This is a genomic window from Massilia orientalis (genome assembly GCF_030411975.2).
Taxonomy (GTDB): domain Bacteria; phylum Pseudomonadota; class Gammaproteobacteria; order Burkholderiales; family Burkholderiaceae_D; genus Telluria; species Telluria orientalis.
Window position 1 is genome coordinate 1 of record NZ_JASNRB020000004.1, and the last position, 24,534, is coordinate 24,534.

25 protein-coding genes are annotated in these 24,534 nt (G+C 67.3%); 8 read left to right on the top strand and 17 right to left on the bottom strand.

Features of this window, described 5'->3' with window-relative positions; translation table 11 throughout:
• Positions 1–142: 142 nt before the first annotated feature.
• The 4 genes from QPK29_RS06335 to QPK29_RS06350 all read right to left on the bottom strand — a co-directional run bounded on the left by QPK29_RS06335 (position 143) and on the right by QPK29_RS06350 (position 2,361).
• On the bottom strand, positions 143–559 hold the full coding sequence (locus QPK29_RS06335; RefSeq protein ID WP_371770521.1) for a DUF1801 domain-containing protein: 417 nt from the start codon (positions 557–559) through the stop codon (positions 143–145).
• 15 nt (positions 560–574) lie between these two features.
• Complete coding sequence (locus tag QPK29_RS06340; RefSeq protein WP_056126802.1) at positions 575–988, bottom strand: SRPBCC family protein; 414 nt, start codon at positions 986–988, stop codon at positions 575–577.
• The gene (locus tag QPK29_RS06345) at positions 985–1,308 is read right to left on the bottom strand and encodes an ArsR/SmtB family transcription factor (RefSeq protein WP_025511203.1); all 324 of its coding nucleotides are present in this window, start codon (positions 1,306–1,308) and stop codon (positions 985–987) included. Before QPK29_RS06345 ends, QPK29_RS06340 begins: the two co-directional genes overlap by 4 nt.
• A gap of 69 nt (positions 1,309–1,377) precedes the next feature.
• Entirely contained in the window at positions 1,378–2,361 is a 984-nt protein-coding gene (locus QPK29_RS06350) for a quinone oxidoreductase family protein (RefSeq protein ID WP_371770522.1), read from the bottom strand.
• A gap of 77 nt (positions 2,362–2,438) precedes the next feature.
• Here QPK29_RS06350 and QPK29_RS06355 point away from each other — a divergent pair, with 77 nt between their 5' ends.
• Positions 2,439–3,320 carry a LysR family transcriptional regulator gene (locus QPK29_RS06355; RefSeq protein ID WP_371770523.1) on the top strand — a complete coding sequence of 294 codons (882 nt, stop codon included), beginning with the start codon at positions 2,439–2,441 and terminating at the stop codon, positions 3,318–3,320.
• Here the strand turns inward: QPK29_RS06355 and QPK29_RS06360 are convergent.
• Positions 3,317–3,514 (bottom strand): hypothetical protein, encoded by a 198-nt coding sequence (locus tag QPK29_RS06360; RefSeq protein ID WP_371770524.1) that lies wholly within the window; start codon positions 3,512–3,514, stop codon positions 3,317–3,319. The genes QPK29_RS06355 and QPK29_RS06360 overlap by 4 nt on opposite strands.
• Positions 3,515–3,618: 104 nt before the next feature.
• Between QPK29_RS06360 and QPK29_RS06365 the strand changes: the two genes are divergently transcribed.
• From QPK29_RS06365 to QPK29_RS06375, 3 genes are all read left to right on the top strand, one after another.
• Positions 3,619–4,122 (top strand): hypothetical protein, encoded by a 504-nt coding sequence (locus tag QPK29_RS06365; protein ID WP_160406559.1) that lies wholly within the window; start codon positions 3,619–3,621, stop codon positions 4,120–4,122.
• A 10-nt stretch (positions 4,123–4,132) separates the two neighbouring features.
• The gene (locus QPK29_RS06370; RefSeq protein WP_371770525.1) at positions 4,133–4,645 is read left to right on the top strand and encodes a hypothetical protein; all 513 of its coding nucleotides are present in this window, start codon (positions 4,133–4,135) and stop codon (positions 4,643–4,645) included.
• Between the two features lie 113 nt (positions 4,646–4,758).
• Complete coding sequence (locus QPK29_RS06375) at positions 4,759–5,745, top strand: DUF535 family protein (RefSeq protein ID WP_371770526.1); 987 nt, start codon at positions 4,759–4,761, stop codon at positions 5,743–5,745.
• Between the two features lie 8 nt (positions 5,746–5,753).
• Here the strand turns inward: QPK29_RS06375 and QPK29_RS06380 are convergent, their stop codons facing one another.
• From QPK29_RS06380 to QPK29_RS06390, 3 genes are read right to left on the bottom strand one after another with little or no spacing between them, the layout of a single operon-like run.
• A complete protein-coding gene (locus tag QPK29_RS06380; RefSeq protein ID WP_056126794.1) occupies positions 5,754–8,582 on the bottom strand; it encodes an ATP-binding protein in 2,829 nt (942 codons plus the stop codon).
• Positions 8,583–8,591: 9 nt separating this feature from the next.
• Positions 8,592–9,293, bottom strand: a complete 702-nt coding sequence (locus QPK29_RS06385; protein WP_056126793.1) for a hypothetical protein — start codon at positions 9,291–9,293, stop codon at positions 8,592–8,594.
• Positions 9,286–10,671 (bottom strand): hypothetical protein, encoded by a 1,386-nt coding sequence (locus QPK29_RS06390; protein ID WP_371770527.1) that lies wholly within the window; start codon positions 10,669–10,671, stop codon positions 9,286–9,288. Before QPK29_RS06390 ends, QPK29_RS06385 begins: the two co-directional genes overlap by 8 nt.
• Before the next feature lie 249 nt (positions 10,672–10,920).
• Here QPK29_RS06390 and QPK29_RS06395 point away from each other — a divergent pair, with 249 nt between their 5' ends.
• Together QPK29_RS06395 and QPK29_RS06400 are read left to right on the top strand one after the other, a co-directional pair.
• On the top strand, positions 10,921–11,364 hold the full coding sequence (locus QPK29_RS06395; protein WP_371770528.1) for a hypothetical protein: 444 nt from the start codon (positions 10,921–10,923) through the stop codon (positions 11,362–11,364).
• A 189-nt stretch (positions 11,365–11,553) separates the two neighbouring features.
• Positions 11,554–11,880 (top strand): carboxypeptidase-like regulatory domain-containing protein, encoded by a 327-nt coding sequence (locus tag QPK29_RS06400; protein ID WP_371770646.1) that lies wholly within the window; start codon positions 11,554–11,556, stop codon positions 11,878–11,880.
• A gap of 43 nt (positions 11,881–11,923) precedes the next feature.
• Here the strand turns inward: QPK29_RS06400 and pdxR are convergent, their stop codons facing one another.
• Positions 11,924–13,375 carry a MocR-like pyridoxine biosynthesis transcription factor PdxR gene (gene pdxR, locus QPK29_RS06405; protein WP_371770529.1) on the bottom strand — a complete coding sequence of 484 codons (1,452 nt, stop codon included), beginning with the start codon at positions 13,373–13,375 and terminating at the stop codon, positions 11,924–11,926.
• 90 nt (positions 13,376–13,465) lie between these two features.
• Between pdxR and QPK29_RS06410 the strand changes: the two genes are divergently transcribed.
• Complete coding sequence (locus QPK29_RS06410; protein WP_056126789.1) at positions 13,466–14,104, top strand: pyridoxamine 5'-phosphate oxidase family protein; 639 nt, start codon at positions 13,466–13,468, stop codon at positions 14,102–14,104.
• On the opposite strand, the gene QPK29_RS06415 is transcribed toward QPK29_RS06410, so the two are convergent.
• Positions 14,094–14,852, bottom strand: coding sequence for a DUF3108 domain-containing protein (locus QPK29_RS06415; protein WP_371770530.1), 759 nt, complete (start codon positions 14,850–14,852; stop codon positions 14,094–14,096). The genes QPK29_RS06410 and QPK29_RS06415 overlap by 11 nt on opposite strands.
• 2 nt (positions 14,853–14,854) lie before the next feature.
• Positions 14,855–16,015 carry a DUF3108 domain-containing protein gene (locus QPK29_RS06420; RefSeq protein ID WP_371770531.1) on the bottom strand — a complete coding sequence of 387 codons (1,161 nt, stop codon included), beginning with the start codon at positions 16,013–16,015 and terminating at the stop codon, positions 14,855–14,857.
• A 111-nt stretch (positions 16,016–16,126) separates the two neighbouring features.
• Here QPK29_RS06420 and QPK29_RS06425 point away from each other — a divergent pair, with 111 nt between their 5' ends.
• On the top strand, positions 16,127–16,906 hold the full coding sequence (locus tag QPK29_RS06425) for a PhaM family polyhydroxyalkanoate granule multifunctional regulatory protein (protein ID WP_371770532.1): 780 nt from the start codon (positions 16,127–16,129) through the stop codon (positions 16,904–16,906).
• 15 nt (positions 16,907–16,921) lie between these two features.
• On the opposite strand, the gene QPK29_RS06430 is transcribed toward QPK29_RS06425, so the two are convergent.
• The 6 genes from QPK29_RS06430 to QPK29_RS06455 all read right to left on the bottom strand — a co-directional run bounded on the left by QPK29_RS06430 (position 16,922) and on the right by QPK29_RS06455 (position 24,527).
• Positions 16,922–18,943 (bottom strand): xanthine dehydrogenase family protein molybdopterin-binding subunit, encoded by a 2,022-nt coding sequence (locus QPK29_RS06430; protein WP_371770647.1) that lies wholly within the window; start codon positions 18,941–18,943, stop codon positions 16,922–16,924.
• A 177-nt stretch (positions 18,944–19,120) separates the two neighbouring features.
• Positions 19,121–19,738: a CPBP family glutamic-type intramembrane protease gene (locus tag QPK29_RS06435; RefSeq protein ID WP_371770533.1), complete on the bottom strand. Its 618-nt coding sequence runs from the start codon at positions 19,736–19,738 to the stop codon at positions 19,121–19,123.
• A gap of 114 nt (positions 19,739–19,852) precedes the next feature.
• Positions 19,853–21,520 carry a tetratricopeptide repeat protein gene (locus tag QPK29_RS06440; RefSeq protein WP_371770534.1) on the bottom strand — a complete coding sequence of 556 codons (1,668 nt, stop codon included), beginning with the start codon at positions 21,518–21,520 and terminating at the stop codon, positions 19,853–19,855.
• A complete protein-coding gene (locus tag QPK29_RS06445) occupies positions 21,517–22,227 on the bottom strand; it encodes a sensor histidine kinase (protein ID WP_371765122.1) in 711 nt (236 codons plus the stop codon). The genes QPK29_RS06440 and QPK29_RS06445 overlap by 4 nt, the downstream gene beginning before the upstream one ends.
• Positions 22,228–22,297: 70 nt before the next feature.
• Positions 22,298–23,959, bottom strand: a complete 1,662-nt coding sequence (gene mnmC / locus QPK29_RS06450; RefSeq protein ID WP_371770535.1) for an FAD-dependent 5-carboxymethylaminomethyl-2-thiouridine(34) oxidoreductase MnmC — start codon at positions 23,957–23,959, stop codon at positions 22,298–22,300.
• A 4-nt stretch (positions 23,960–23,963) separates the two neighbouring features.
• Positions 23,964–24,527 carry a DNA-3-methyladenine glycosylase I gene (locus tag QPK29_RS06455; protein WP_371770536.1) on the bottom strand — a complete coding sequence of 188 codons (564 nt, stop codon included), beginning with the start codon at positions 24,525–24,527 and terminating at the stop codon, positions 23,964–23,966.
• Positions 24,528–24,534 lie beyond the last annotated feature (7 nt).

Here is a 24,534-nt window from a genome sequence, read left to right on the forward strand (position 1 = left end):
CATGCACCAGCTTTTTTCACCGGAAGCTAACAGCAACCCCGTCCACCTACAAGAAAAATATGTGGGGAAGGGTCAGGGTCAGAGCCCGAATTTAAGCAATGTCCAAGACGACATTTCCAAAAAACGGGCTCTGACCCCGGTTTCAAGCAACTTTTGCGCGCTTCGGCTTGGCTTTGGCTGCGTTGAGCGCCGCCGCGGCGCGGATCAGGGCGCGGAACGCGGCCGGGTCCAGCGCCTCGCCTTCGTGGATGTCGATCGCGCGCCGGGCGTTGCCGTCCAGGCTGGAGTTGAACAGGCCGGACGGGTCCTCCAGCGACGCGCCCTTCAGGAAGGTCAGCTTCACGTGCGACTTGTACGACTCGCCCGTGCAGAGAATGCCGCCGCTGGACCACACGGGCGTGCCCATCCACTTCCACTCTTCCACGACGCCGGGCACCGCTTCGTGGATCAGCGCGCGCACCCGTGCCAGCGCCGCGCCGCGCCAGTCGCCCAGGTCGGCGATGCGGCGGTCGATCAGTGCGGACGCCGGCAGCTCCGCGGACGCATTCTCCTGCTTCATGTCGCCTCCTTTGGTTTAGTCGTCGAGCTTCGCCAGCACCTCGTCGAGGGCGGCCGTGAATTTGTTCCAGCCGTACTTCGCACCATTGTAGGCCGCATCCTGGCCGGGCTGGAAGCCGGTCTGCTCCATTTTCAGGTGCGTGCCCGCGCCGGCCGGGGTCAGGGTCCAGGTGACGACGCTGTCCAGGCCCATCGCGGCCCACGTGTACGACAGCGAACGGTTCGGTTCGATCTCCAGCACCTCGCAGTCGACGGCGCCCCAGTCGGCGCTGAGCTTGAAGCGGTGATGCAGGGCGGGCACGAAATCGTTCTTCATGAGCCACGCTTCGATCAGGTGCGGCTGCGTGAGTGCGCGCCAGAGCTTTTCCGGCGGATGCGCGAATTCGCGTTCGACGGTGACGGTGCGCGTGTGGAGCGAGGTATCGTTCATTGGTCCATCCTTTTCAAGAGGTCTTCCAGGTCATCGAACCGGCTCTCCCAGAACCGGGCCATTTGGTTCGTCCAGTCGGCCAGCGGCGCCAATGCCTGCAGCTGGGCGGTGTAGTGCGTCTGGCGTCCTTCATGCCGGTCGCGCACGAGCCCCGCCTGCTTCAACAGCCCCAGGTGCTTGGACACGGCCGGCTGCGAGATGCCGGCCCGGGCCGTGAGGGCCCCGACCGTCTGCTCGCCGTCGCGGCACAGCGATTCGAAGATGGCACGCCGCGTCGGGTCGCCGAGTGTCCGGAAAAGAATATCGTGGGTATCTGTCATGGCAATTAATAACCATCTGGCTATGAATCAAATCATAACCAAGCGGTTATTGGTTGGTCAAGCACTTTTTTATCGGGGCCGCAGCAGCACCGCGCCGCTCGTCTGCCCCGCTTCCAGCGCCGCATGCGCCTCGGCCGCGCGCGCCAGCGGCAGGTCCAGCCCGACCGGCACGCGCAGGCCCGCCGCCAGCCGCGCCAGCGTCGCCTGCGCGCCTTCCCGGTACAGGCCGGGAATCGTCATGAACTGCATCACGCTCGGCCGCGCGAACGCGATGCCGCGCGGTTTCCCGATCTGCAGCAGGTCGACCGGTTCCATGCTGCCGCCGGCCTGGCCGACGCTGGCCGCCATGCCGTACGGGCGCACGGCGTCGAAGGTGCGCAGCAGGGTCGCGCCGCCGATGCCGTCGATGGCGAAGTCGACGCCGCGCCCGCCACTGAACTCGCGCGCGGCCGCGACGAAGTCCTCCTCGCGGTACAGGACGACGCGCTCGGCACCGTGCGCGAGCGCCAGCGCGGCCTTGTCGCGGTTGCCGACCGTGCCGATGACGCGGGCGCCGAGCGCACTCGCCCACTGCGTGAGCACAAGTCCGAGACCGCCGGCGGCCGCATGCACGAGGACCGTATCGCCGGAACGGAGCGGGCGCACGTGCGCGAACAGCATGTGCGCCGTCAGGCCGCGCAGCAGGCCGCCGGCGACGGCATCCAGGGAGACGGCGTCCGGCACCGCGACGAGGCGATCCGCCGGCACGTTGCGCACCGCCGCGTAGCCGCCGAGCAACCCCGTGTACGCGACGCGCTGGCCCGGTTCGAAGCCGGTCACGCCGGGGCCGAGCGCCTCGACGACGCCCGCACCTTCGACACCGGGCGTGGCCGGCAGTTGCGGCAGCGGATACGTGCCGTTGCGGTGATACACGTCGAGGAAGTTCACGCCGATGGCCAGCTGGCGCACCCGCACCTCTCCCTCGGCCGGCGGCGCGACGGCGAGCCGCCCGGTTTCCAGTTGGTCCGCGCCGCCCTGGCGGTGGATGCTCACGTGTTCGATCAATTCGTCCATGTCATTCTCCTGTTGATGAGAGCCCCATGGTAGATTGATCAAAAATCGTCCGAAATCTCAAAAAATCGCCTTTGATCGTGCAAAAATCGATAAGTCAGCCCCTCGACTGGGACGACATCCGCTACTTCGTGGAACTGGCCCGCCAGGGCAAGCTGAGCGCGACGGCGCGCGTGCTGGACGTCGAGCATTCGACCGTCGCGCGCCGCATCGGCATGCTCGAGGCGCGCCTGGGCGTGCGCCTGTTCGACCGCTTGCCGAAGCACTGGGCGCTGACCGTGGAAGGCGAGGAATTATTGGCGCAGGCGCGCCGGGTGGAGGACGAAGCGATGGCGTTCGCGCGCGCCGGCGCGGGTGCGTCCGCCCTGCGCGGCGTCGTGCGGCTGTCGGCGCCGCCCACGTTCGCGAGCAGCTTCCTCGTGCCGCACCTGGGCGCGTTGCGGGCGCGCTGGCCCGCGCTCACGCTGGAAATCATCGGCGAGATCCGCCAGGCCGACCTGTACCGGAGAGAGGCCGACCTCGCGCTGCGCATGGCGCGTCCGGAGCAGCCGGGACTGGCCGCGCGGCCGCTGGCGCAGATGGGCTATGGGCTGTATGCGGCGCCCGGCTGGTTCGAGCGTCCGCACGAGGAATGGGAGTTCATTGGGTACGGCGAAGCGATGAAGGATACGCCGCAGCAGGCCTGGTTGGCGAAATTCGCGGCCGGACGCGCGTACTCGTTCTGGACCAACGATGCGGCCGCGATGGTGGCCGCATGCCGCGCCGGCCTCGGCGTCGCCGTGCTGCCGCATTTCCTCGGCCGCGGCGATCCGCTGCTGGCCTTGCACCCCGACCACGGCCACGTGCTGAGCCGCCCGCTGTGGCTGGCGGTGCATCCGGACGTGCGCCGCTCGCCGCGCGTGACGTTGATGGCGGACCTGCTGGCCGACCTGCTGCAGGAACACGCGGCGCTGCTGGCCTAGTGCAGGGTCACGCTCGGGTTGGGGTCGACCGGCGGTTCGTCGTTCTGCGGCGTGCGGATGGGCGGCTGGTGCGGGTCGGCGGGCTCGAACGGGTCGGGCGGCGGTTCCTCGATGGGTGCGGGATCGGGCGCCCGGTGCGCGTGGTGCCCGCGGTGCGGGACGGTACGACGCGTCGGGCTCAGGTCTGGAATCATGTCTGGCTCCTGCTAACGATGCCAAAACATTACCATGGGCAGCGGTTTGCCGACGCGCGCCTGGATTACAATGGCGGATTCGACAGAAAATTCCGAGGAATCCCATGTTGCCGACTCCCGTCGTTGCCGCCGTGCTCGCGCCCTTCGTGCTGTGGCGGATGTACAGCCGCATCAAGCGCCTGACGACCCGCCAGCGTTCGAAGACGTGGCGCCACCGCACGACGCTCGTGTTCTTCCCGATCCTGCTGCTGATCCTGACCGCCGTCAGCATCAAGACGAACCCGTTCGCCCTCGCGGGCCTCGCGGCCGGGCTGCCGGTCGGCGCCGTGCTGGGCCGCATCGCGATCGGCAGGACGCGCTTCGAACAGGTCGGCGACGATTTCTTTTTCACCCCGCACGCGCCGATCGGCCTCGCGGTGGCCCTGCTGTTCATGGCCCGCATGGCCTGGCGCGCGTACGAGTTTTTCGCGCTGGGCTCGCTTGCCCACCACGAGTTCGTGTCGAGCCCGCTGACCCTCGTCATCTTCGGCGTGCTGGCCGGCTATTACATGAGCTACGCGTTCGGCCTGCTGTCCTGGCGCAAGCGCACCGCCCCCGTCTCACCTTGAGCTTTAACGCATGAGTCTTACCACCCTCGCCCTCATCGCCCTCGTTCCCCTGCTGATCTGGCGCATCCATTCGCGCCTGAAACACCAGATGACCCGGCAGCGCTCGATCCTGTCGCGCCACTACACGGGCCTGTTCGTCTTCGTCGTCATGATCCTCATCCCGGCATCGGAACTCGGCGACCGCCCGTTCCAGTTGGCAGCGCTGGCCGCCGGCGCCATCGGCGGCATCGCGCTGGGCACCTACGGCCTGCGCCGCACCCGCTTCGAAGACACGCCCGAAGGCTATTTCTTCACGCCGCCGTCGCGCATGGGCATCCTCGTCGCCATGGTGCTGGTGGCGCGCGTGGTCTACCTCGGCATCGAGATCTACATGAACCAGGGCAGCAACCGCCCGAATCCGCGCTTCACGGACAGCCCCATCACGATGCTGTGCCTGGGCTTGACGGCCGCCTATTTCGCCACGTTCTCCGCGGCACTGATGCGCTGGCGCCAGCGCATGCGCAAGGAAATCGGCGACTCTTGATTCGCTTGATGCAGCCCAATGCGTCATGCATAGCCCTGCGGAGAATGGCCGCAGGGGCCACTTAATGTATTGACAACCATGTCATGGCTCCAGCCGTTTTGCCTGGAGCACACATGGTCTTCGCCCTCCTCACCCGCCACTGGCTGGCCCGGCGCCATTACCCGTTCGCGTCCTGGGCAGCCTGCATCATGCGCAGCCTGCGCGTGCTGCTGTTCCGCCGTGCCCACGTGGAATTGCTGGCGATGGACGTCTACCGCAACTACGTGACGCAGGTGCACGATGACGTCTTCCACCACCTGAGTCACCGCGACTATCTCGCCAGGGGATTGTCGCTGCGCCAGCGCGTGCGTTGCGTGCTGACGCATTACCGCTTCGAGGAGGCCACGTTCGACGCCGCCTACAAGCACGCCGTCTACCGCGACGGCGGCCTCGTACTGTGGCAGCACGAGGCGGACGGCAGCAAGGTCGAGATCCGCCTCGGCATGGCGCAGCGCCTGAACGCGGAAGGCGATCTCACCCTGACCTTGCTGGCGAACGGCAGGCGTGTCCACCGCCTGTCGTTCAGCTGGGTCGACGAGCACTTCGCCGGCCTGGCCGGGCTCGGCGCGGCCGGCATCCTGCCGTTCATCGCCCGCAACCAGGGGCACCGTGCCGACGAGGCCGACGCCGTCGATGCGTTCCGGCGCGCCTTCCCGCCCGGCTCCCCGCTGGTCACGACGCCCGGCTTTTTCTGCTGCGCCGCCCTGCAGGGCATCGCGCAAGCGCTGGGCATGGACCACGTGGTGGCCGTCAAGTCGGCCTGGCACTGCGCCTGGCTGCCGTCCGATGCCGGGCATTTCGCGACCGCCTATGACGGCTTCTGGCGCAGCCTCGGCGGCACCGATATGCCGGGCCGCGCGTGGTGCATCGCCCTGCCGTTCGAGGCCAAGCCGCTGGCGGCGATACCGTCCAGGCACCGCAAGCGGGCGGCGCGGCGGCGCGCGTACTGGCAGGACATCGGCGATGCGGCACGCGAGGCGCTGGCGCGCCATCTGACGACGCAGGCACGCAAGCAAAACGGCCGGCGTCCCCAGGAACGCCGGCCGCTGCAGCCATCATGACAATGCGCTCAGGCCGCCTGCGCCTCTTCGCCCTCGCGCCGCCTCTGCAGCACGAAGATCGGCTGCGCCCACTGCGTGTCCTTCTTCTTCTTGCTCGTGATGAGCGTGAGGTCGGACGGATCGTAGACGTCCGTGTTGTGCGTGAGCGGCGTCGTCATCAGGTATTGCGCGTCGGTGTTTTTCAGGAACTCGCCGACCAGCTGGATGTTGCGGATGTCCAGGTGGGCGAACGGTTCGTCGATGAACACGAAGCCGCCGGAACCCTCTTCCGATTTCAGCAGGCCGATCAGCAGCACGAGCGATTTCATGACCTGCTGGCCGCCCGACGCCTCGCCGTCGTTCATGCCGATCTGGCCCTTGCCGTCGAACTTGAAGCGCACGTGCAGGCCGGCTTGCGCCAGTTGCACGTCGTCGTTCTCCAGCCGGACCGGATCGACCGACACGTCGATGTTCGCCAGCTCGCCCAGTTCGCGGATGTTCTTCGAATAGGTCTTGATCGTGTAGCGCAGGCGTTCGATGTAGGCGCCGCGCGCATTGTCCGTCGCCTCGATCGCGCGGTTGTTCTGGTAGCGGCGTTCTTCCGTCTCCACCTGGCGGCCGGACAGCTGGTCGTTCAGGCGTGCGTACTGGTCGATGACGGTCGGGTCCTGTTCCCAGTCGGCGCGCGCGAGCGACGCGTCGAGGGAATTCATGCGCAGCTTGACCTGGTGCGCGTTCTGGTGCGTCGCGACGAGCGCGGCACGCTGCTGCGCGCTGCGCCACGACTTCGGCACGTGGCGCCACGACCGGCGCAACGTCAGCAGCTCGCGCGCATGCTCGCTGCGCTGCTCGATCACGCGGCGGTTGTTCAGGCGCATGCCCGCTTCCGCTTCCGACAGCGCCATGCGGGCGTTCTGCCAGACGGTGTCGGCGCGCGTGCGCGTGACGGTCGCGTTCTTGATCAGGACCTGCAGCTCGCCCAGGCGCGCACCGACCTGCAGGCGCTCGGCCTTCAGCGGTTCCAGCGCGCGCGTGGCTTCCTCGAATTCGGCCTGGCGCGCCGACAGTTCCTTCGCGGCGTCCACGCCGGCGATGCGCACGCGCAGCGCGGACACTTCCGCCGCCAGCTTGCTGATCGCGAGCGTCAACGTGTCTTCCTGCGCTTCCAGGGACGGCAGGGATTTCTGGATGGCTTCCAGGCGCTGCGTCTTGCCGGCCGCACCGAAGCGGTAGCGCGACGGCTCGACGAACAGCGAGCGGCCGCCGCGGCGTTCGCGGTGGTAGGCTTCCGGCGTGATCCACTCGTCCGCGTCGCTCTTGAAACCGTCGTCGACGGAATCCACGCGCTCGATGCGCTCCAGCTGGTCGATCAGCCAGGACGGCGCCTTCGACGAGAAACGCACGACGGACAGCAGCGTATCGTCCTTCACGACCGGCGCGTCGACGCAGTCCGGCACGATGAAGTGGCGATAGCGCTCCTTCTCCGCCAGTTTATAGGCGGCCGGCGCATCCTTCGCGCGCTCCAGCAGCACGACGGATGCGTAACCACCGAGCACGCCCTCGACGGCGCCCTGCCACTTCGGATCCGTCACTTCGACGATGTCCGACAGCATGGCGTGCGGGATGCCCGCATCGCGCAGCGCGCGGCGCATCTGGCGCTGGGCTTCCGGCTCCGGCATCGTCGTCTTGCCCTGCAGCGCGCTGATCGTCGCCATCTCGCCCGCGATCTTCGTGGCCAGCGCTTCGCGTTCGGCCTTCTTCTTCGCGAGTTCGGCTTCCTTCGCTTCCAGCTGCGTCGCCACTTCCGCGATGTCGGCACCGGCGTCGGCCGCCAGCTTGTTCAAGCGTTCCTTCTGTTCGAGCAGGCTTTCCAGCGGCTTCAATTTCGCGTTCACCTGCGTCAGGCGGGTGGCCAACTCGTTCGCTTCCTGTTCGAGCTTCACCTCCTGCTGCTGCGCTTCGGTCAGCGCGCGCTGCTGCGCGGCGAGCGCGTTGCGCTTCTCCGTCAGCAGGCTGTCGGCCTGCATCAGCGGCTTCTTCGCCTCGCGCAGCGCGCGGCTCACGTTCGCGGCCTTTTCGCGCGCCTCGTGGTATTCCAGGCTCGGCAGCACTTCCTCGACGAGGGCGCGGCGTTCCTTCTGCAGGTCTTCCCACTGGTGGTAGTTCGCGACGCGCAGGCGCAGGCCTTCGAGGTTGATGCGCGACGTCTCCAGCTCGGCCTCGAAGCGCTTCAGCTCCGACTCGGTGTCGCGCTGGTGGCGCTTCGCCTCGTCGTACGCATCCAGCACTTCCTTGTCGCCGAACACCTGGAACACGAGGTCCAGCAGCTGGCGCGGCGCGTATTCGCACAGCTTGTCGGTCTCGCCCTGCTCCAGCGCGAGCACCTTCGACATCGCGGGCGACAGGCCGGCCGACGCGAGGCGCTTGCGGTAGTTCTCGACGCCGAGCCAGTCGGTGGCTTCCGTCACTTCCTCGATCTGGATGTTCCCCGGCCGCATGAGGTACTGGCGCTTCCAGTCGCCGCCGTTCTTCTGCACCTGGCAGAACAGCGTGACTTCGTCGTCGCTGAAGAAGCCGCTATGCCGGAACGGGCGGTTCGACAGCTGGCGGCCGGACGGCTTGTTGTCGACGACGGCGCGCAGCCAGGCACTCTGCTGGCCCGAATGGCGCGCGTAGTGTTTATAGGTCCGGCCCATCGAGCAATCGAGGCCGAACAGCGTGCGCAGGGCATCGAGCAGCGTCGTCTTGCCGGAGCCGTTCTGGCCGGCGATGGTGATGATCTTGGCGTCGAGCGGGATGTTCTTGATGCGTTGCCAGTAGTCCCAGTGGACCAGCTCGAGGGATTTAATGTGGAACATGCGGGTCTCTTAAGCTTGTGGCGTTTCGGTGTCGACCGGTTCGTCGTTCGCGGCTTCGCTGACGTGACGGCGCGGTGCGGCCGCCACCGGTGCGCGCTTGAACACGTCGGCCAGCGCGCCGTTGATGATGCGTTCCTTCAGCACGTCGGTATCCATCAGGAGATCGAGCAGCGGACCTTCCAGGATCACGTCGCCGCGGCGCTCGATGAAGCCGAGCTTCGACAACAGGCCCAGGTTCATGTCCATGCGGGTCTTCTTGCCCAGCTTGTCGCCGAAGTCGGCGAGCAGCGTCGTGTACGAGATGCCGATCGACGTGTCTTCCGCGCGCGGGATCGGGTTGTCCTTGTCGAACATGTCGGACTGGTCGACGTCGATGGACTGGTGCGTTTCCTGGCGCTGGCGCTTGGGCAGGATGATCTGCGCCCACAGCACCACGAGCAGCGCCACGCCATCGCGCGTGAGGCCGAAGTTATTGTTCTGCCAGATGTCCTTGGCGCCGAAGATCTTCGGTTCGACGTTGCGGTGCAGGGCCAGCGTGACGTGGTCGGCGTACACGTTGTCGAGGAGCTTCAGGCCGCATTCGAGCAGGCGCTTGTCGATCTCCGCGCGGAACTGGTCGTCGGACAGCGCGCGCTTGACCATCTTGTCGTCGCGGCGCAGGGTCTGGTGCGTGAGCAGTCGCGCGATCAGGATTTGGGCGTCGTCATTCATCTTGCGTCTTGCTTTCCGGGGTGCTCGGTAGATCGAGATTCAGTGAGAGGGTCGCGCGCGAGATGGCCGCGATATGCGGGTCGTCCAGCGCGATCATTTCGTCGGCCGAATCGAAGCGCACCGGCAGGCGCGCCAGTTCGGCGGTCGGGCCCTGCAGGTTGGCCTCGGCCGGATCGCCCAGCAGCGGCAGCAGCGAGGCGCGGTACGATGCGACGGCAAAGCTGGCCGGCAGCAGCGATTCCTGGATCGGCACGCTCTTCGGTGCCCCCTCCGCCATGATGGGGAAGTTGTCCAGGTTGGCGAAATCGGCGAGGCGGCGGATCCAGTCGTCCAGTTCCGCCTGCATCGCCGGGTTGTCGTTGATCGTCATGGCCGCGTCCTCGCCGTTCGGCAGGCCGCCCGGCGCCATGGGCGCGACGCGCTCCATCATGAGTTCCGTCTCGGCCACGTCGATCATCTCGGCCGGCGTCGCGAACAGCGGGACGACCGGGCGGTCGATCGCGTCCTCGGCCAGGCTCGCGAGGTCGTCGTGCGCGAGCAGCCAGCGCTTGATGTCGGTCGTCGACAGGCCCGATTGGCCCAGGTGCACGCGCTGGCGCTCGATCTGGTTCAGCGCGCGCGAGAACATCCCCTGCATGTTCAGGAGCTGCGACTGGGCGCGGCCGATCGCCTGCGCGGCGCGGTGCGTGGCGGAGTCGGCGCGCTCGTCGGACGTGATGGCGCGCAGGATCACGGAGCCCTTCTCGACCCAGTCGCACGCCATGTGCCACTTCGCCTGCGACGCGCGCAGGCGGAATTCGGAGCCGGACGCGATCGCATCGCGGAATTCCTCGTGCAGTTCGACGAGACGGCCCAGCAAATGCTTCAACTGGTCGACGGTGATGCCACCGACGGCCTGCGCACCCGCCACCTGCGACAGCAGGAAGCCCATCTCGGCCTCGTCCTCTTCCGGCTTGCCGAGGGCGAGCAAGGTGTCGAGCGCGGCCAGCACGTTGCGCGCGAGCGGCGTGATGCGGTAGACGGCGGCCGGGTTGTCCCACGCGAGCAGGCCGTGCGTGCGCAGGCGGCCCAGCACCGTTTCCAGGCTTTCCGGAATCAGGTAGGCGAACTTCGTGTTGATGTCGGCGCGCGAGAAGGCGGAGTCCATCGCGTCGGACGCGAGTTCGCGCAGCACGAGCAGGCGCACGATGACGCCGTCCTGCGAGCCGTGGAACAGCGCGGTGAACGCCTGCAGCATGGGCTGCGCACGCTTGAGGTGATATACCTGCTCGATCTCGTCCGGCGCCACTCCGTCCTGGAAGTGCGTCTGCAGCGGATCGAGTTCATCGAGCGCTGGGATTTGGGAGTCGGCGGCGGTTGCTGCCAGGTTGTCGATCATCGTAAGGCTTACCAGTCTGCTGTCGCGCGCGGCCTTCTGGACCACGGGCGCGGGGGCGTCAGTATAACAGTTAAGGCTTGGCAACTAATACGGAACGCCCGCGTACGGTTCACAACTGGTGAATATGCAACGGAATCGGAGCGCCGCTTGACTTGTGAACATGACAACATCAGGCGCGCGCCCCTCTGATCCCGACAGCGCGATAATAAACGTTGTGATATTTACATCATCTTCATGAGGAGGAATGCCATGCAACGCACACTTGCGGCCGTAGTTGTGTCCACCTTCCTGGCCGCCTGCCTGACCCCGGCCGCCGTCCTGGCGGCGCCCCTCACCCCGAAGCAGCAGAACGGCATTACCTACGTCAACGGCGGCGTCGGCGATGAAGAGCAGGCCGCGATGAAGGCCCAGCGCGCCGACTACAACCTGCTGCTGACCTTCGCCACCAAGCAGAGCGGTGCCTACCGCTCCGACGTCCAGCTCGATATCTCGGATGCCAAGGGTGCCAACCTGGTGACCGCGGCGAACACGGGGCCGATGTTCTTTGCCAGACTGCCGGCGGGCACGTATCGGATCAGTGCGGCGGCGGAGGGCAAGACGTTCAAACGGACCGTCAAGGTGGGCAGCGCGCCCAAGGAGATCGTGCTGCATTGGGAGAATGACAGTCCGGATGATCCGGGGCCGCAGGAATAAGAGCGCCTGGCAAACCTGTCTTTTTGCTCGTAGGGCAACGTCTTCGTACACGGAGCCCTCGTGACCTTGCGTGCATTTTCGCTGGTCGGCGAACTGTAGACTGTCGAAATGACACCACAAAGTCAACCTGGCATCTCGAACGTTGCCCTTTTCCTTGCCCCTCTCGCTCTGAGCGGTTGCTGTTACTTCATGCCATGCCATCCAGCGACTTATATCGCCGGGACGGTGACAGACGCAGTCTCACATCAGCCAGTTTCCAATGCGGCGGTGCGCCTTTACGCGTACAAAGCACGCACCACACCATCCGGTTGCTTTGCACTCGGTGGCGCTGACGCGCTTCCATTTGAGTTCGGCGTCTCGGCGCCTGGTTACAAGCCAACGATTATCAAACCTGTTCCTGGCTGGTATTGGGCAACAGTAGAGCTCGTGCTGGAAGATCGTCCCGGAACGAGCAAATCCGGGCACCATGAACTGGCCCAAGACCGTTACAACGAGCTTTCCAGCAAGTGTCGCTAATCGACTGCGTACCGATCGATGTCCATATCGGGTCGGATGCGATTTAAAGGCGATCCGGAATGACACGCGCCAACCGCGCCACCAGCCCATCCATCCGCTCCACCGGCACCTGCGCATAACCCAGCAACAGCCCATTGGCCACCGGCCCACCGGGCACCGCATGCGCCGACAACGCATTCACGACAATCCCCTGCTCCCGCGCCCGGCGCACGATCTCTGCATCGGCCGGGCTGTCGTCCGGGAAACGCAGGGCGAGGTGCATGCCGGCAGATGCGCCTTCGACGGCGGCATGATCGCCCAGGTGCCGCTCGAGCGCCTCCACCAGCGTATCCCGCCGCTGCCGATACAGCCGCCGCATCCGCCGCAAATGCAGCGCGAACTCGCCGCTGCGTAAAAATTCCGCCAGCGCCAGCTGCTCCGCCGTCCGCCCCGCTGCTGCCGACTGCGCGCGCATGACGGCCAGTTGCGGCGCCAGCCCGGCCGGCACGACGACGAACCCGATGCGCAGCGCCGGAAACATCGTCTTGCTGAACGTGCCGCAGTACAGCACGGGCGCATCCGGCACGAGACCCTGCATCGCCGCCAGCGGCGGGCCTTCGTGGCGGAACTCGCTGTCGTAGTCGTCCTCGACGATCAGCGCGCCGGCCGCACGCGCGCCATCGATCAGCGCCATGCGCCGCGCCGCCGACGTCACCACGCCGATGGGGTACTGGTGCGACGGCGTCGTGTAGATCAGCTTCGGCCGGCGCGCGGTCCAGTCTTGAAGTGATGGCGCCATGCCCTCCCCGTCGACCGCGATGCCCTCCACGACCAGGCCCGCGCCACGAAACGCCGCCAGTGCGCCGCCGTAGCCGGGATTCTCGATCCAGGCGATGTCGCCTGCGTCCGCACAGGCGTGGGCGCACAGGTCGAGGCTCGCCTGCGTGCCGTCCGTGATGAAGACCTGGCCCGGCTCGCACACGACGCCGCGCGACGCGCGCAGGTAGTCCGCGATCGCCGTGCGCAGCGCGGGCTCGCCGGCCGGGTCGCCGTAGTTCAGCTGATCAAAGGACAGGCCGCGCCACGCGCGGTCCAGCAGGCGGCGCCACTGCGCCAGCGGGAAGGCGCGCAAATCGGGCACGCCGGGCGTGAACGGCAGCGCGACGCTGGCGGTGCCGTTCACGGTGCGCAGGTTCTGCGCGCGGCGCGCGAGGCCCGCCTGCGGCACGTCGGCGCTGCGCCGGCGCGGCGCGGGGGCGATGCCGGCGACCACGGTGCCGCGCCGGTCCGGGATGACGAAGCCTTCGCACGCCAGCTGCTCGTACGCGTACAGCACCGTGTTGCGGGCGATGCCCAGTTCCTGCGCGAGCGCTCGCGTGGCGAGCAGGCGCGTGCCGGCCGCCAGGGTGCCGTCGCGGATCGCGGCGCGCAGGCATTCGTGCAGCAGGCGCTGGCGCGGCCAGGCATGTCGGGCGTGGTCGCGGCCGAAGGCGTCCAGCAGCAGGGAATAATCCATCGTGGCTCCATGAAATTGCACGGCCCTGGATCTGTTGCTGGAGCCATCCCGGCCATTATAGTGCGGCTTCCACCCACATTATCGAGGCCAATGAACACTGCTCCTTCCTCCCGCACCCAGGTCAAGCGCGGCGCATCCAAGGCGTCCTACGATCCCGCCCTGCTGCATGCCATCGTCGACGCCGCGTATGTTTGCCATGTCGCCTTCGCCGACGCACACGGCACGCATTGCATCCCCACCGCCTGCTGGCGCAGCGGCGACTACCTGTACATCCACGGGTCGAACGGCAGCCGCATGCTGCAGCGCCTGACGGAGCAGGATTGCTGCGTGACGATCACGCACGTGGACGGCCTCGTGCTGGCACGCTCCGCGTTCAATCATTCGATGAACTACCGCAGCGCGATGGTCTACGGCCGCTTCGAGATCGTCGCGGAAGACGCCAAGCGCCAGACCCTGGTCGACTTCATGGAGCACCTCGCGCCGGGCCGGCAGGCGGAGATCCGCCCGGGGAACGACAAGGAATTCGCGGCGACGACCGTGATGCGCATCGCGCTCGCCGAGGCCGCGTGCAAGGTGCGCACCGGCCCGCCCGACGACGACGCGGAAGACATGCACATCGCCGCGTGGGCCGGCGTGCTGCCGCTCGGCGCGGCGCGCGGGACGCCTGTCCCGGACGCGTACTGCGCCCAGCCGGCGCCGGCCTATGTGAAGGACTGGGCTACTTCTTGACGATGCGTTCGAGCGTCTGCTCGACGTAGTCGCGGTCGTTGTCGGTGAAGCGCAGCTTGACCGGATACCACTCGTGGCCGGGCGCCAGCCAGATGTCGAGCGACTGGTCCCTGGAACCCGGCGGCGGCGCGCGCATCACGTGCACGGCATCCACTTCGCCCAGCGACGCGCCGGCCTGCACCTTCTCGCGGCCCACGACGCGGAACGTCCACGGGTCCGCGTCGCGCGGGCCGATGACGAAGAACTGCCATTCCGACCCCGGCTTGAATTTGTCCTTCGCGGCGCGCGCGACCGCCACCAGCTGCCACGAGACGGACACGCGGTCCTGCTCGCCGCCCTTGATCGGATACGTCTTGTCGCCGTCGCTGAACGTGATGGTCTTGCCGTCGCGGTCGAAGGTGGCCGTCGTCGGGTCCTTGCGGAAGCGCTTGTCGTAGTACTCCGTCGGTGCGAGGCCCCAGTTGTCGACGATGCCCGTGCTGCGGTTTTCCGTCAGCTTGCCCAACAGCGCCACGCGCGACTCGGCGCTGATGGTGTATTTGCTGTCGTTGACGCGCCAGGTGAGCGTCGCATCGCCGCTCAGGTTGAAGCCGCGCTGGCGCGCGCCGATGGAATAGGTCAGGTCGGCCGACGGCGGCAGGTCGAACGGGCGCTTGATGGCGGGATGTTCTTCCGCCGCGACCGCAGGGCCGCCCAGCACGGTCATCAATACTGCCCCTGCGCCTGCCATCTTCAAAACATTTTTCATTATCAGCTTCCTGCTTGTTGAATCACGATTTTGCTCGCGGTCTGGGTCGTCACCGCCCCACTCGCCTCGACATTGCGGATCTGTACCGGATACCAGCCATAGGCCGGCGCCAGCCAGAGTTCCAGGCGCGAATTGTACGAGCCGGGCTTCGGTGGACGCACGAAATGCCATGTGGCGATGCGCCCCAGCGGCGTGTCGAGCTGTTCCTGTCCGGCCACCGTAAAGGTGAAAACGCTTGCGTCGCGGTCTTCGCCGACAAGGATGTCTATATTTCCCGACAATTGTTTCGAATCACCGCGCGCGATGGCCGCCAACTGCAGCGGCACGCTGGCTTTATCCTGCGCGCCCGGCACGAGCGGATACTTCGCGCCGGATGCCGAAAACGTCAGCGTGCCCTCCTGGCGATTGAAATGCGTCGCCGTCATGGCGCGTCCGCGCCGCTTCTCCGTCATCAAGGTGGGGACGAATCCTTCGTCTCCAACCGTGCCCTCGCTCGTGAGGGTGAGCAGGTTCACGTGCGCGAACACGACGCGGATGCCGGCCTCGATCTTCACGCGGTAGCCGGACGGCGTCACCCGCCACGACAGCAGCGCGTCGCCGCTCCACTTCGTGCCGTTCGCATCCGTGCGCGCGACGTCGAGCGTGATGTCGGCCGAAGGCGGCACGTCGACCTTGTAACGGCGCGCTTCCGGCGCGGCCGGCTGGGGCTTCGGTGCCGCTTCCTGCTGGACCTGCGCCTGGGGTGCCGCGTCCTGTGCCGGGGATTGTACGGGGTCCGCGCCGGCGGCGGCGCCACCCTGCCCCGTTTGCTGTCCCGCGGCGTCGGCAGCGGCGAGACCGTCCGATTCCGGCGTCAACGCCGCATCGGGCCGACCGGGCGGTGGCGCCGCGGGCACCACGGGCTCCGGATCGATCTCGGGCAACGGCGGCTGCTCCAGCGCCGGCTGCGGTGGCAAGGTGAGCGCTTGGGGCGGCAGCGGGCGCGGCTGCGGTGCCTCGACCAGCTCGGCCGTCAGGGGCGCGCGGCCCGTGCGGACGGACGGGTCGGGCACCTGGCCCATCTGGCGCGCGAACCAGCCGAACACGAGCACATGCAACAGGACCGTGAGCGCGCCCAGCACCAGTTGCCGGCGGCGTCGGGTCGTGGCGTATGCAGGGCTCATCCGCCTAGTGTAGCCGGTCCGCCCGCGCACTGCCCGCCTGTGCCTTCAACCATGTCTATGTCGGCTCTTATTTATCTGTTACGCTAGCGGCCACCAACCAGGGAGACCACCATGCTGAAACCCTCCGCACCCGCCATGCCTGGCGTGACGGACACGCTGGAATTCGTCAAGAACCTGTGGGGATCCATGCAGATCCCCGGCACCGGTATGCCCGGCATACCCGGCATGCCGGGGATGGCTGGCATCGCCGCACCGCCGATGTCGACCGAGGACCTGGACAAGCGCATCGCCGACCTCAAGGCTGTCGAGTCCTGGCTGAACCTGAACCTGTCCATGCTGCGCGGGACCATCCAGGCCCTCGAAGTGCAGCGCGGCACGCTGATGACGCTGAAGACGATGGGCGCCTCGATGGCCGAAGCGATGCGCCAGTCCGGCGTCAGCGCGGAAAAGATGGCGTCGATGCCGTTCCCGCCCTTCTTCGGTGCGCAGGGCCAGTCGGGCGCCGCTGCCAAGCCGGCAACGCCGGCCGCGAAGACGGATGCTCCCAAGGCGCCGGATGCCGCCGCGGCAGGCAGCGGCGGCACGGCTCAGCCGGGCACGGCCGCGCCGCAGGCCGCCGGCGCGACGGACGCACCGGGCAACCCGGCGGCGGCGGCGATGCCGGCTGCCGTCGCATGGTGGAACATGTTGCAGGAACAATTTACGCAGGCGGTCGCCAACGCGATGACGCCGAGCGCCGCAGCGCCGGTAGCGCCCGCGAAGGAGGCAGGCGGGGCGCCGAAAGCGGAAGCGCCCAAGGACGCGCCGAAGGTGCAGTCGCCTGCGCCGAACGGCGGCAACGGCGGCAACGGCAAGGCGCGGACCAGCCGGTCGAAGACCGACAAGACCTGACGTCCTGCGCGGCCGTCAGCCGAGCTCGAACGGCAGCTTGCGCAAGCGCTTGCCCGTGAGCTGGAAGATGGCGTTGGCGAAGGCCGGCGCCAGCGGCGGCAAGCCCGGCTCACCCATGCCGGTGGGCGGCTCGGTGGACGGCACGATGAACACGTCCACATGCGGCATGTCGGGCAGACGCGCCACCGTGTAGTCGTCGAAATTCCCCTGCTCGACGACGCCTTCCCTGAACGTGATGGCGGCGCCGGGCAACGTGGTGCCGAGGGCGGCCAGCACGGCGCCCTGCACCTGCGCCTCGATCGACAGCGGATTGACGGCCAGGTTGCAATGCACCCCGGCCGTGACCTTGTGCAACTTCGGCACGCCCTGCTCGACCGACGCCGCGACCACGTAGGCCACCACGCTGCCGGACATGCCGTGCACGGCCACGCCCCAGGCACGGCCCTCGGCCAACTGCTTCTTGCCGTAGCCGGACTTCTGCACGGCCAGGTCGAGCGCCGCCAGGTGGCGCGGGCGTTTATCACCCAGCAGCTTGCGCCGGTACGCGACCGGATCGGCGCCGGCCGCGTGCGCCACTTCGTCCACCAGGGTCTCCATGACGAACGCCGTGTGGTTCGACGCCGACCCGCGCCACCACAGCACCGGCACGTTCGCCTTCGGATGATGCACCGTCAGCTTGACCGGCAACGCATACGCCTCGGCGATGCCCTCGGTCGTCGTGGAATCCACGCCATTCTTGATGAGCACCGATTCGAACGGCGTGCCCGCGCTGATCGCCTGGCCGACGATGACGTGGTTCCACACAACGACATCGCCTTTGCCATCGAGCCCGATGTCGACCTTGTGCACGTGCGCGGGGCGATAGTAGCCGCCCTTGATGTCGTCCTCGCGGCTCCAGATGATTTTCACGGGGCCGCGTCCGTACGCCTTCGCGACGTTCACCGCTTCGACCAGGTCGTCCGACGTGGTCACGCCGCGGCGGCCGAAACCGCCGCCCGACATCATCGTGTGCAACGTGACCTGCGTGAGCTTGAGCCCCGCCGCGGCCGCGACGGCGGTCTGGTCGAACGTCTGGAACTGCACGCCCGCCCACACGGAGCATCGATCCGCATGGAGGTCGACCACGCAGTTGACCGGTTCCATCGGCGCATGCGCCAGGTAAGGAAATTCGTAGACGGCCGAGATCGACGTAGCCGCCGGCGCCGGCGTGGCGGCAAGCGCGCGGTAATCGCGCAGTTGGCGGCCCGAATCGAGCTTGTCGACGGCGCTCAAATCCCAGTCGATGACGAGCGCATCGCGCCCCTGCTTCGCCTGCCAATAACCATCCGCGATCACGGCCACGCCGCGCCCGCCGCTGCCGGCCGTCACCTCGACCACGTCCACCACGCCCTTGATGGCCCTGGCCCTGGCGGCATCGAGGCTGCGCACCCGGGCGCCGAACACGGGCGGACGCGCGACCACGGCCACCTTCATGCCGGGCAGGGAAAAATCGATGCCGAACTGCTGCCGGCCGCTCGACTTGGCGCGCGCATCCAGGCGTCCGGTCGGCTTGCCGATGCGCTGAAAATCCTTCGCGTCCTTCAGTGTGACGGCCGCCGGCACCGGCAGCTTCATGGCCGCATCGGCCAGCGCGCCGTAGCGCGCCTTGCGGCCGCCCGGGCCGATGACCGTGCCCGCCGACGTGGTGCACGACGCCGGCGCGACCTGCCACCGCTCGGCTGCGGCGGCGATCAGCATCGCGCGGGCGCGGGCGCCGATCTCGCGGTAATGCGTGAACGAGTGCGCCACCGAGATCGAACTGCCGGTCATCTGGATACCGAACAGCGGATCCTTGTAGGCGTCGCCGGCCGGCGCCAGTTCGGCGCGCACGCGCGACCAGTCGGCGTCGAGCTCCTCGGCGACCAGCATCGGCAGCGCCGTGTGCACGCCCTGGCCGAATTCGAGCCGGTCGACCATCACGGTGACGGTGTCGTCGGGCGCGATGTGCAGGAAGGCGTTCGGTGCCGGTGCGGCTGCGCGGCCGGGGACAGGCAGCATAAAGCCGAGCACGAGCCCGCCGGCGGACTTGAGGAAGCCGCGGCGGGTCACCGCCGCGTGGGTGGTCCGTTCGATGCGCACGTCGCTCTCCGCTGTGATCAAAGGCAAATTTTCACACGGCGGGCAGTGCCGCCGGGATTATGATTTTCACTAGACCGTGTAGCGAATTACGCCACGTCAGTCAAACAACAACCAACTGGAATTGAAAATTGCGTGGAAGCCCATTGCAGAGAACAATCCATAACGCAAGCGGAAGTAACTCAGGACAACGCCCGTAATGATCTGCGAAGAGACGACGAACACTGACAGGCACCCAAGCCAACCATTGGTGGTCGCAATCGTAAAATTGCCAAGGTGAGCAAGGGCAAACGCAACCGCATTCCCCCACACGATCAGGCGATATCGAGTCAGGAAGGCACGTCCTCGCTCCATGCATAGAGAAAATTTTCTCGCATCATCGAGGTGTCGCCCGCGAACGTGATCGACGAACATCACAGCCGCAACAACGCCAAGCAGGACGAGCGAGACCTGCCAGCTCCCAATGAAAAGGGGTATCAGCACAGGTTGCACCGCGAGTGTCGCGGTCGCACTGCGCAGGCCAGCCCGAAAGACCAGTTCCTCGAGCAGTGGGGCGACCACCACCGACGCAAACGCCATGCGGGTACCGGACCAATCCAACGTCGATGTCACGCCGAGCAGCTTGGTCAGTCCAAGCAGTAGCGGTGAAAGCACGATCGCAAACGACACCAGATATGCAAGCAATATGACCGTCAGGCGCCAGATCAGGCCGGACATGCCGACGTCGGCAGGGTGCCGACGTGTTGGACGCCAACAGAAACGTGCCAACTGACTCAATTCGGCACGAATCTTCGGCGTCCATTCGCTGGTAACGGAGCGCGCACCCGACAACTACACCACCTCGTCGACCACGCCGCTCTCCGCCACCGGCTGCAGCTGCGCCAACTGCTCCATCAACTGCGCGAAGCGCTGCTGTCCCGGCAGCAGGCGGTCGACGTGGTGCAGCACCTCGTACGCCTCGGCCGACAGGACGCCGTCGTAGCCATGCTGCTGCAGGTGCGACACGAGGATCTGGGCCGCGTTGAACAGGATACGCTGGTTGTTCGGCACCTTCTTGCGCGCCTGGCGCATCCATTCGACGGCATCCTTCAGCTTGCCCGTCTTCCACAGCAGCACGCCCTGGTTCATCAGGTCCGTCGCTTCCTTCTTGGAGGCACGGATGAACTCCAGGCCCTCGTCGCCGAGGCGCGCCTTGTCGAAGATCTTCTGCACCTCGTCGAGCAGCAGCGGGTTGTCGTGGTTGTTGCGGATGACGTAGCACAGCAGCTCCGCCGGCGCATCCTTCACGCCCACCGCGAACAGCAGCGTAGCCAGTTCCAGGCAGGTCGGGATGTCGGGCCGGGCCTCGGTCGCATTGAGCAGGGCTTCCAGCTCGTCGCCGGCCTTGCGCGCGCGCCGGTAGTCGCCGCTCTCGTGGTAGACGAGGCCCTCGGTGATCTTGGAACGCAGCGCGATGTCCGGATGGTCGGCGGCGAACTCGCGCTGGACCTGCAGCAGCAACCGCAGCGCTTCCTTCGCATCGTTCTTCTGGCCGCACACGCGCGCGAGGCCGAGGTAGGCGTCGGGCGTCTTCATGATGGAATACTCGCCGATCAGGATGCACTTGCGGAAGGCCTGCTCGGCCATCTGCACGTTGCCCACCTTGAGCGCCACGTTGCCGAGATTGCGCTGGCGCGGCACGGAATTCGGCGACAGTTTCGCTGCCCGCTCGAGGATCGCGCACGCCTCGTCCAGCTTGCCCAGGTTCTGATAGGTCAGCGCGAGCTGGTCGTACGCGTCGATGTAATAGCGGTTCTCCGCGATCACGCTCTGGAAGGCTTGCCGCGCCTGTTCGAATTCGCCGTTGGCCATGCGGATCTTGGCGATGCCGGCGCGTGCCCACTGGTATTCGCGCTGCTCCAGTACGCGCTCGTACACCTCGCGCGCCTTCACCGGCTCGCCGCTCTTTTCCATCAGCTTGGCCTTCATGCGCAGCAGGTCGATCTCGTGCGCCTTGTGGCCTTCGATGGCGGCATCGCACAGGCGCGCCGCGCGCAGGTAGTCCTTCTCGGCATAGGCCTGGTCGATGAGGCGGAAGATCTGCTTCTTGTGCCACACGCGGTTCAGGCGCGTGAGCAGCACGCCTTCCGTGATCGGCTTGATCAGGTAGGCGTCCGGCTGGTGCTCGGCCGCGCCCATCACGGACTCCACGCTCTTTTCGGCCGACACCATCAGCCACACGGTGCTCGGATTGACGAGGTTGCGCACGCGCGCTTCCTCCAGCACCTGCTGGCCGTTCTTGCCGTCGCCCAGGTTGTAGTCGCACAGGACGACGTCGTAGCGGATGCGCGCCAGCAGGCCCATCGCCTCGCCGCCGGACGACGCCTGGTCGATGTTCTTCGCGCCCAGGCTGCGCAGGGCTTCGCGCAGCAGCTGGCGCACGCCGACGAAGTCGTCGACGACGAGGTAGTTCTTGTCGGCCCAGTCGATCTCGTTGACGGCCTTGGCGGAAGCGTTCATGGCAGGTTCAGGATGAAGCAGCCGCCGCCGTAGCGGCCGCCGTTTTCCAGGCGGAGCGTGCCGCGCCGCTCGCGGTGCTGGTGCATGCGCGCGACTTCGCTGGAAAAATACAGGCCCAGGCCCGCGCTGTTGGTCAGGAAGTTCATGCCGCCCGCCGTTTCACGGGTGGCGATCGCGCCGGCCTTCAGCAGCGCCGGCGGATAACCGGGACCGTTGTCTTCCACGCGCAGTTCGAGCCAGTTGTCGTCGGTGACGCGAATCGCGAGCCGCACCGTGTCGCACGTGTAGTGGATGGCGTTGTTGATCGCATGCGACAGCACGCCCACGATCAGGTCTTCGTCGAAATGCCAGACGAGGTCCGCGTCGTAATCGAGTTCCAGCTTCAGGCCGCGCGACTTCAGCAGCACGCGCTCCAGCGCCACCACCTGGTCGACCAGCTGGCCCAGCTCGAGCGGCTGCACGTCGAACGGGTACGCGGGCGTGCCCACCTGCTTGTACAGCGCGAGTAGCTGCATCAGGTTGTCGTTCAGGCGCTTCGTCTGGTACAGCATGTGCGCCATCTGCGGGTACGCCGATTCCGTCTGCGGAGATGCGTCGACAAGAAGCCGCTCCAGCGTCCCGGACAGGACGCTGATCGAATTCTTCATGTCATGCGCGGTCGAGGCGAGAAACAGCGAGAGCTCGGGCGCGTCGGGGGTGTCGTCCATGGCTGGATCATGTGTGAAATGTTGCTTGGCACACATTATACCTTTGAAACTTTCGGTTGCCCGAAAGAAATCAATTTTCTGGCTGCGGACCCCGCGGGGCGCGGCGTGCGCGCAACACGAAGCGGGCCGGATCGAGGGCGTCGACCAGGCTGGACTCCAATGGCAGCGGCTCGCCTTCGATCTGGGCGGCCAACAGCTCGGCCGCAAAACCGGCCCAGATCAGGCCGCGCGACGCATAGCCGAGCAGTCCATACAGCCCCGGATGGCGCGGCACGTCGCGCAGGCGCTCGGTGGTGCCGGCGGCGTCGAAATCCGGCAGGCGGCCGACGAGCGGCAGGCGGTCCGGCGCCACGCAGCGAAAGCCCACGCGCCCCGCCAGCGGCGCATCCTCCGCCGCATGGGGATCCGACAACAGGCCGCGCAGGCGCTCCAGGTTTTCCGCGTGGCTCGCGGGCGACAGCGCGGGATTCGGATCGGCGTCATAGGTCGCGCCCGCGCTGCACACGCCCCCGGACGGCGGCGTCAGATACGCCTCGCGGCACAACACGACGGGCAGTTTCGGCACCATGTCGGCCGGCACGTGCGACACCTGCCCGCGCAGCATCGTCAATGGCAGCGGCGCGGCCTGTGGCACCTGCGCGGCGCCGGCGCCGTTGGCCAGGATCAGGTTCGGCGCCCGCGCCACCACGACGCCGTGTTCGTTCGTCAGGTGCCACTGCTCGCCGTCGCGTTCGATGCGCACGTCGCCCACGCCGAGTTTGCGTTCCAGGCGCCCGCCGCACGCATCCAGCATCGCCGCGCACACGCTGCCGGGCCGCGCCCAGCCGGCGCCGCGGAACAGCCAGCCGCCGTCCCGCGCCGGCAGGCCGCCGAGCAGCGCTTCCGCCTCGGGACGTTCCAGCCACTCGGCGAAATCGGGCGGCAGCGATGTATCGGCGGCGATGGCGCGCTGCACGTCCGCGTGGCCGGCGTCGCGCGCCAACTGCAGCACGCCGCACTTGTCGCCCTCGATCGCGCGGCCGATGCCGCCCAGGCGCTCCCAGTGGCGCAGCGCGTACAGGTAGGCGGCGCGCGTCAGGCGCGTGGGCACGTTGTCGTCCTTCGACAGCAGCGGCATGAAGATGCCGGCGCGGTTGCCCGACGCTTCCATCGCGGGCTGCGGCTGGCGGTCGACGACCGTCACCTGCCAGCCGCGCGCGCACAGGCGCTCGGCCGCGGCGGAACCGGCGATGCCGGCACCGAGCACGATGGCGCGGCGTTCGGGCGCCGGCGGTGCGGGCGGACGCGGTTTGCGGCTGGCGAAACGGGCATGGCGGCCGTCCGCGTCGAATACAAAGCCTTGCGCCGTCAACGCGGCGGCCTGGTCTTGCGTGAGGCCTTGCGCCTGCAGGCAGGCGTCCTGCGCGGCCACGCGCGCGACGTGGCGCGCGAAGTCCGTGCCTGCGCGTTCGATGTCGTGCAGGCGGAACATGTCGACGCGCGCCGTCAGCTGGGCCAGCGCGTCCGCCAGCGGTGCGCTGATCAGGTCCAGCGTGACGCCCGGCTCCGCCTGCGGCATGCGGTGGAAGCCCGGCAGCAGGTGGTCGCACAGGGCGATAATGTGAAGATTGGGAGAACGGTGCGGATCGGTGCGCCAGACGTCCGTCAGGACGCGGACCGCGGCGCCGTCGCCGTAATGCGAATCGAAGACGGTATAGCGGGCCCGGGTGCACCAGCAGGCGCGATAGTCCATGACATCACCTCCGGCGGCGGCACAGGCAGGCGCGGTCGTGATCGTCGACCATGCCGATGCCCTGCATGTAGGCATACACGATGGTCGAGCCGACGAACTTGAAGCCGCGCCTGGCCAGGTCTTTCGAGATGCGGTCGGACAGCTCGGTACGGGCCGGCCGCGCGCCGTCCGGCCAGTCGTTGACGATGGGCTTGCCGTCCACGAAGGCCCACAGGTAGTCGTCGAGGCTCACGCCCTGTTCGCGCAGGCGCAGGTAAGCTTGCGCATTGTTGATGGCGGCCGCGACCTTCAGGCGGTTGCGCACGATGCCGGGATTCGCCAGCAGTTCCGCGACCTTGGCATCGTCGTAGCGGGCGATCTTGTCCGCGTCCCAGCCGTCGAAGGCGAGGCGGTAGTTGTCGCGTTTGTTCAGGATCGTTTCCCACGACAGTCCGGCCTGCGCGCCTTCGAGGTTCAGCATTTCGAACAGCGTCGTCTCGTCGTGGCAGGGTACGCCCCACTCATGGTCGTGATAAGCGATGTAGCGTGGGTTGGCCATGTTGGCCCAGGTGCAGCGGGTGTCGTTCATACATCAA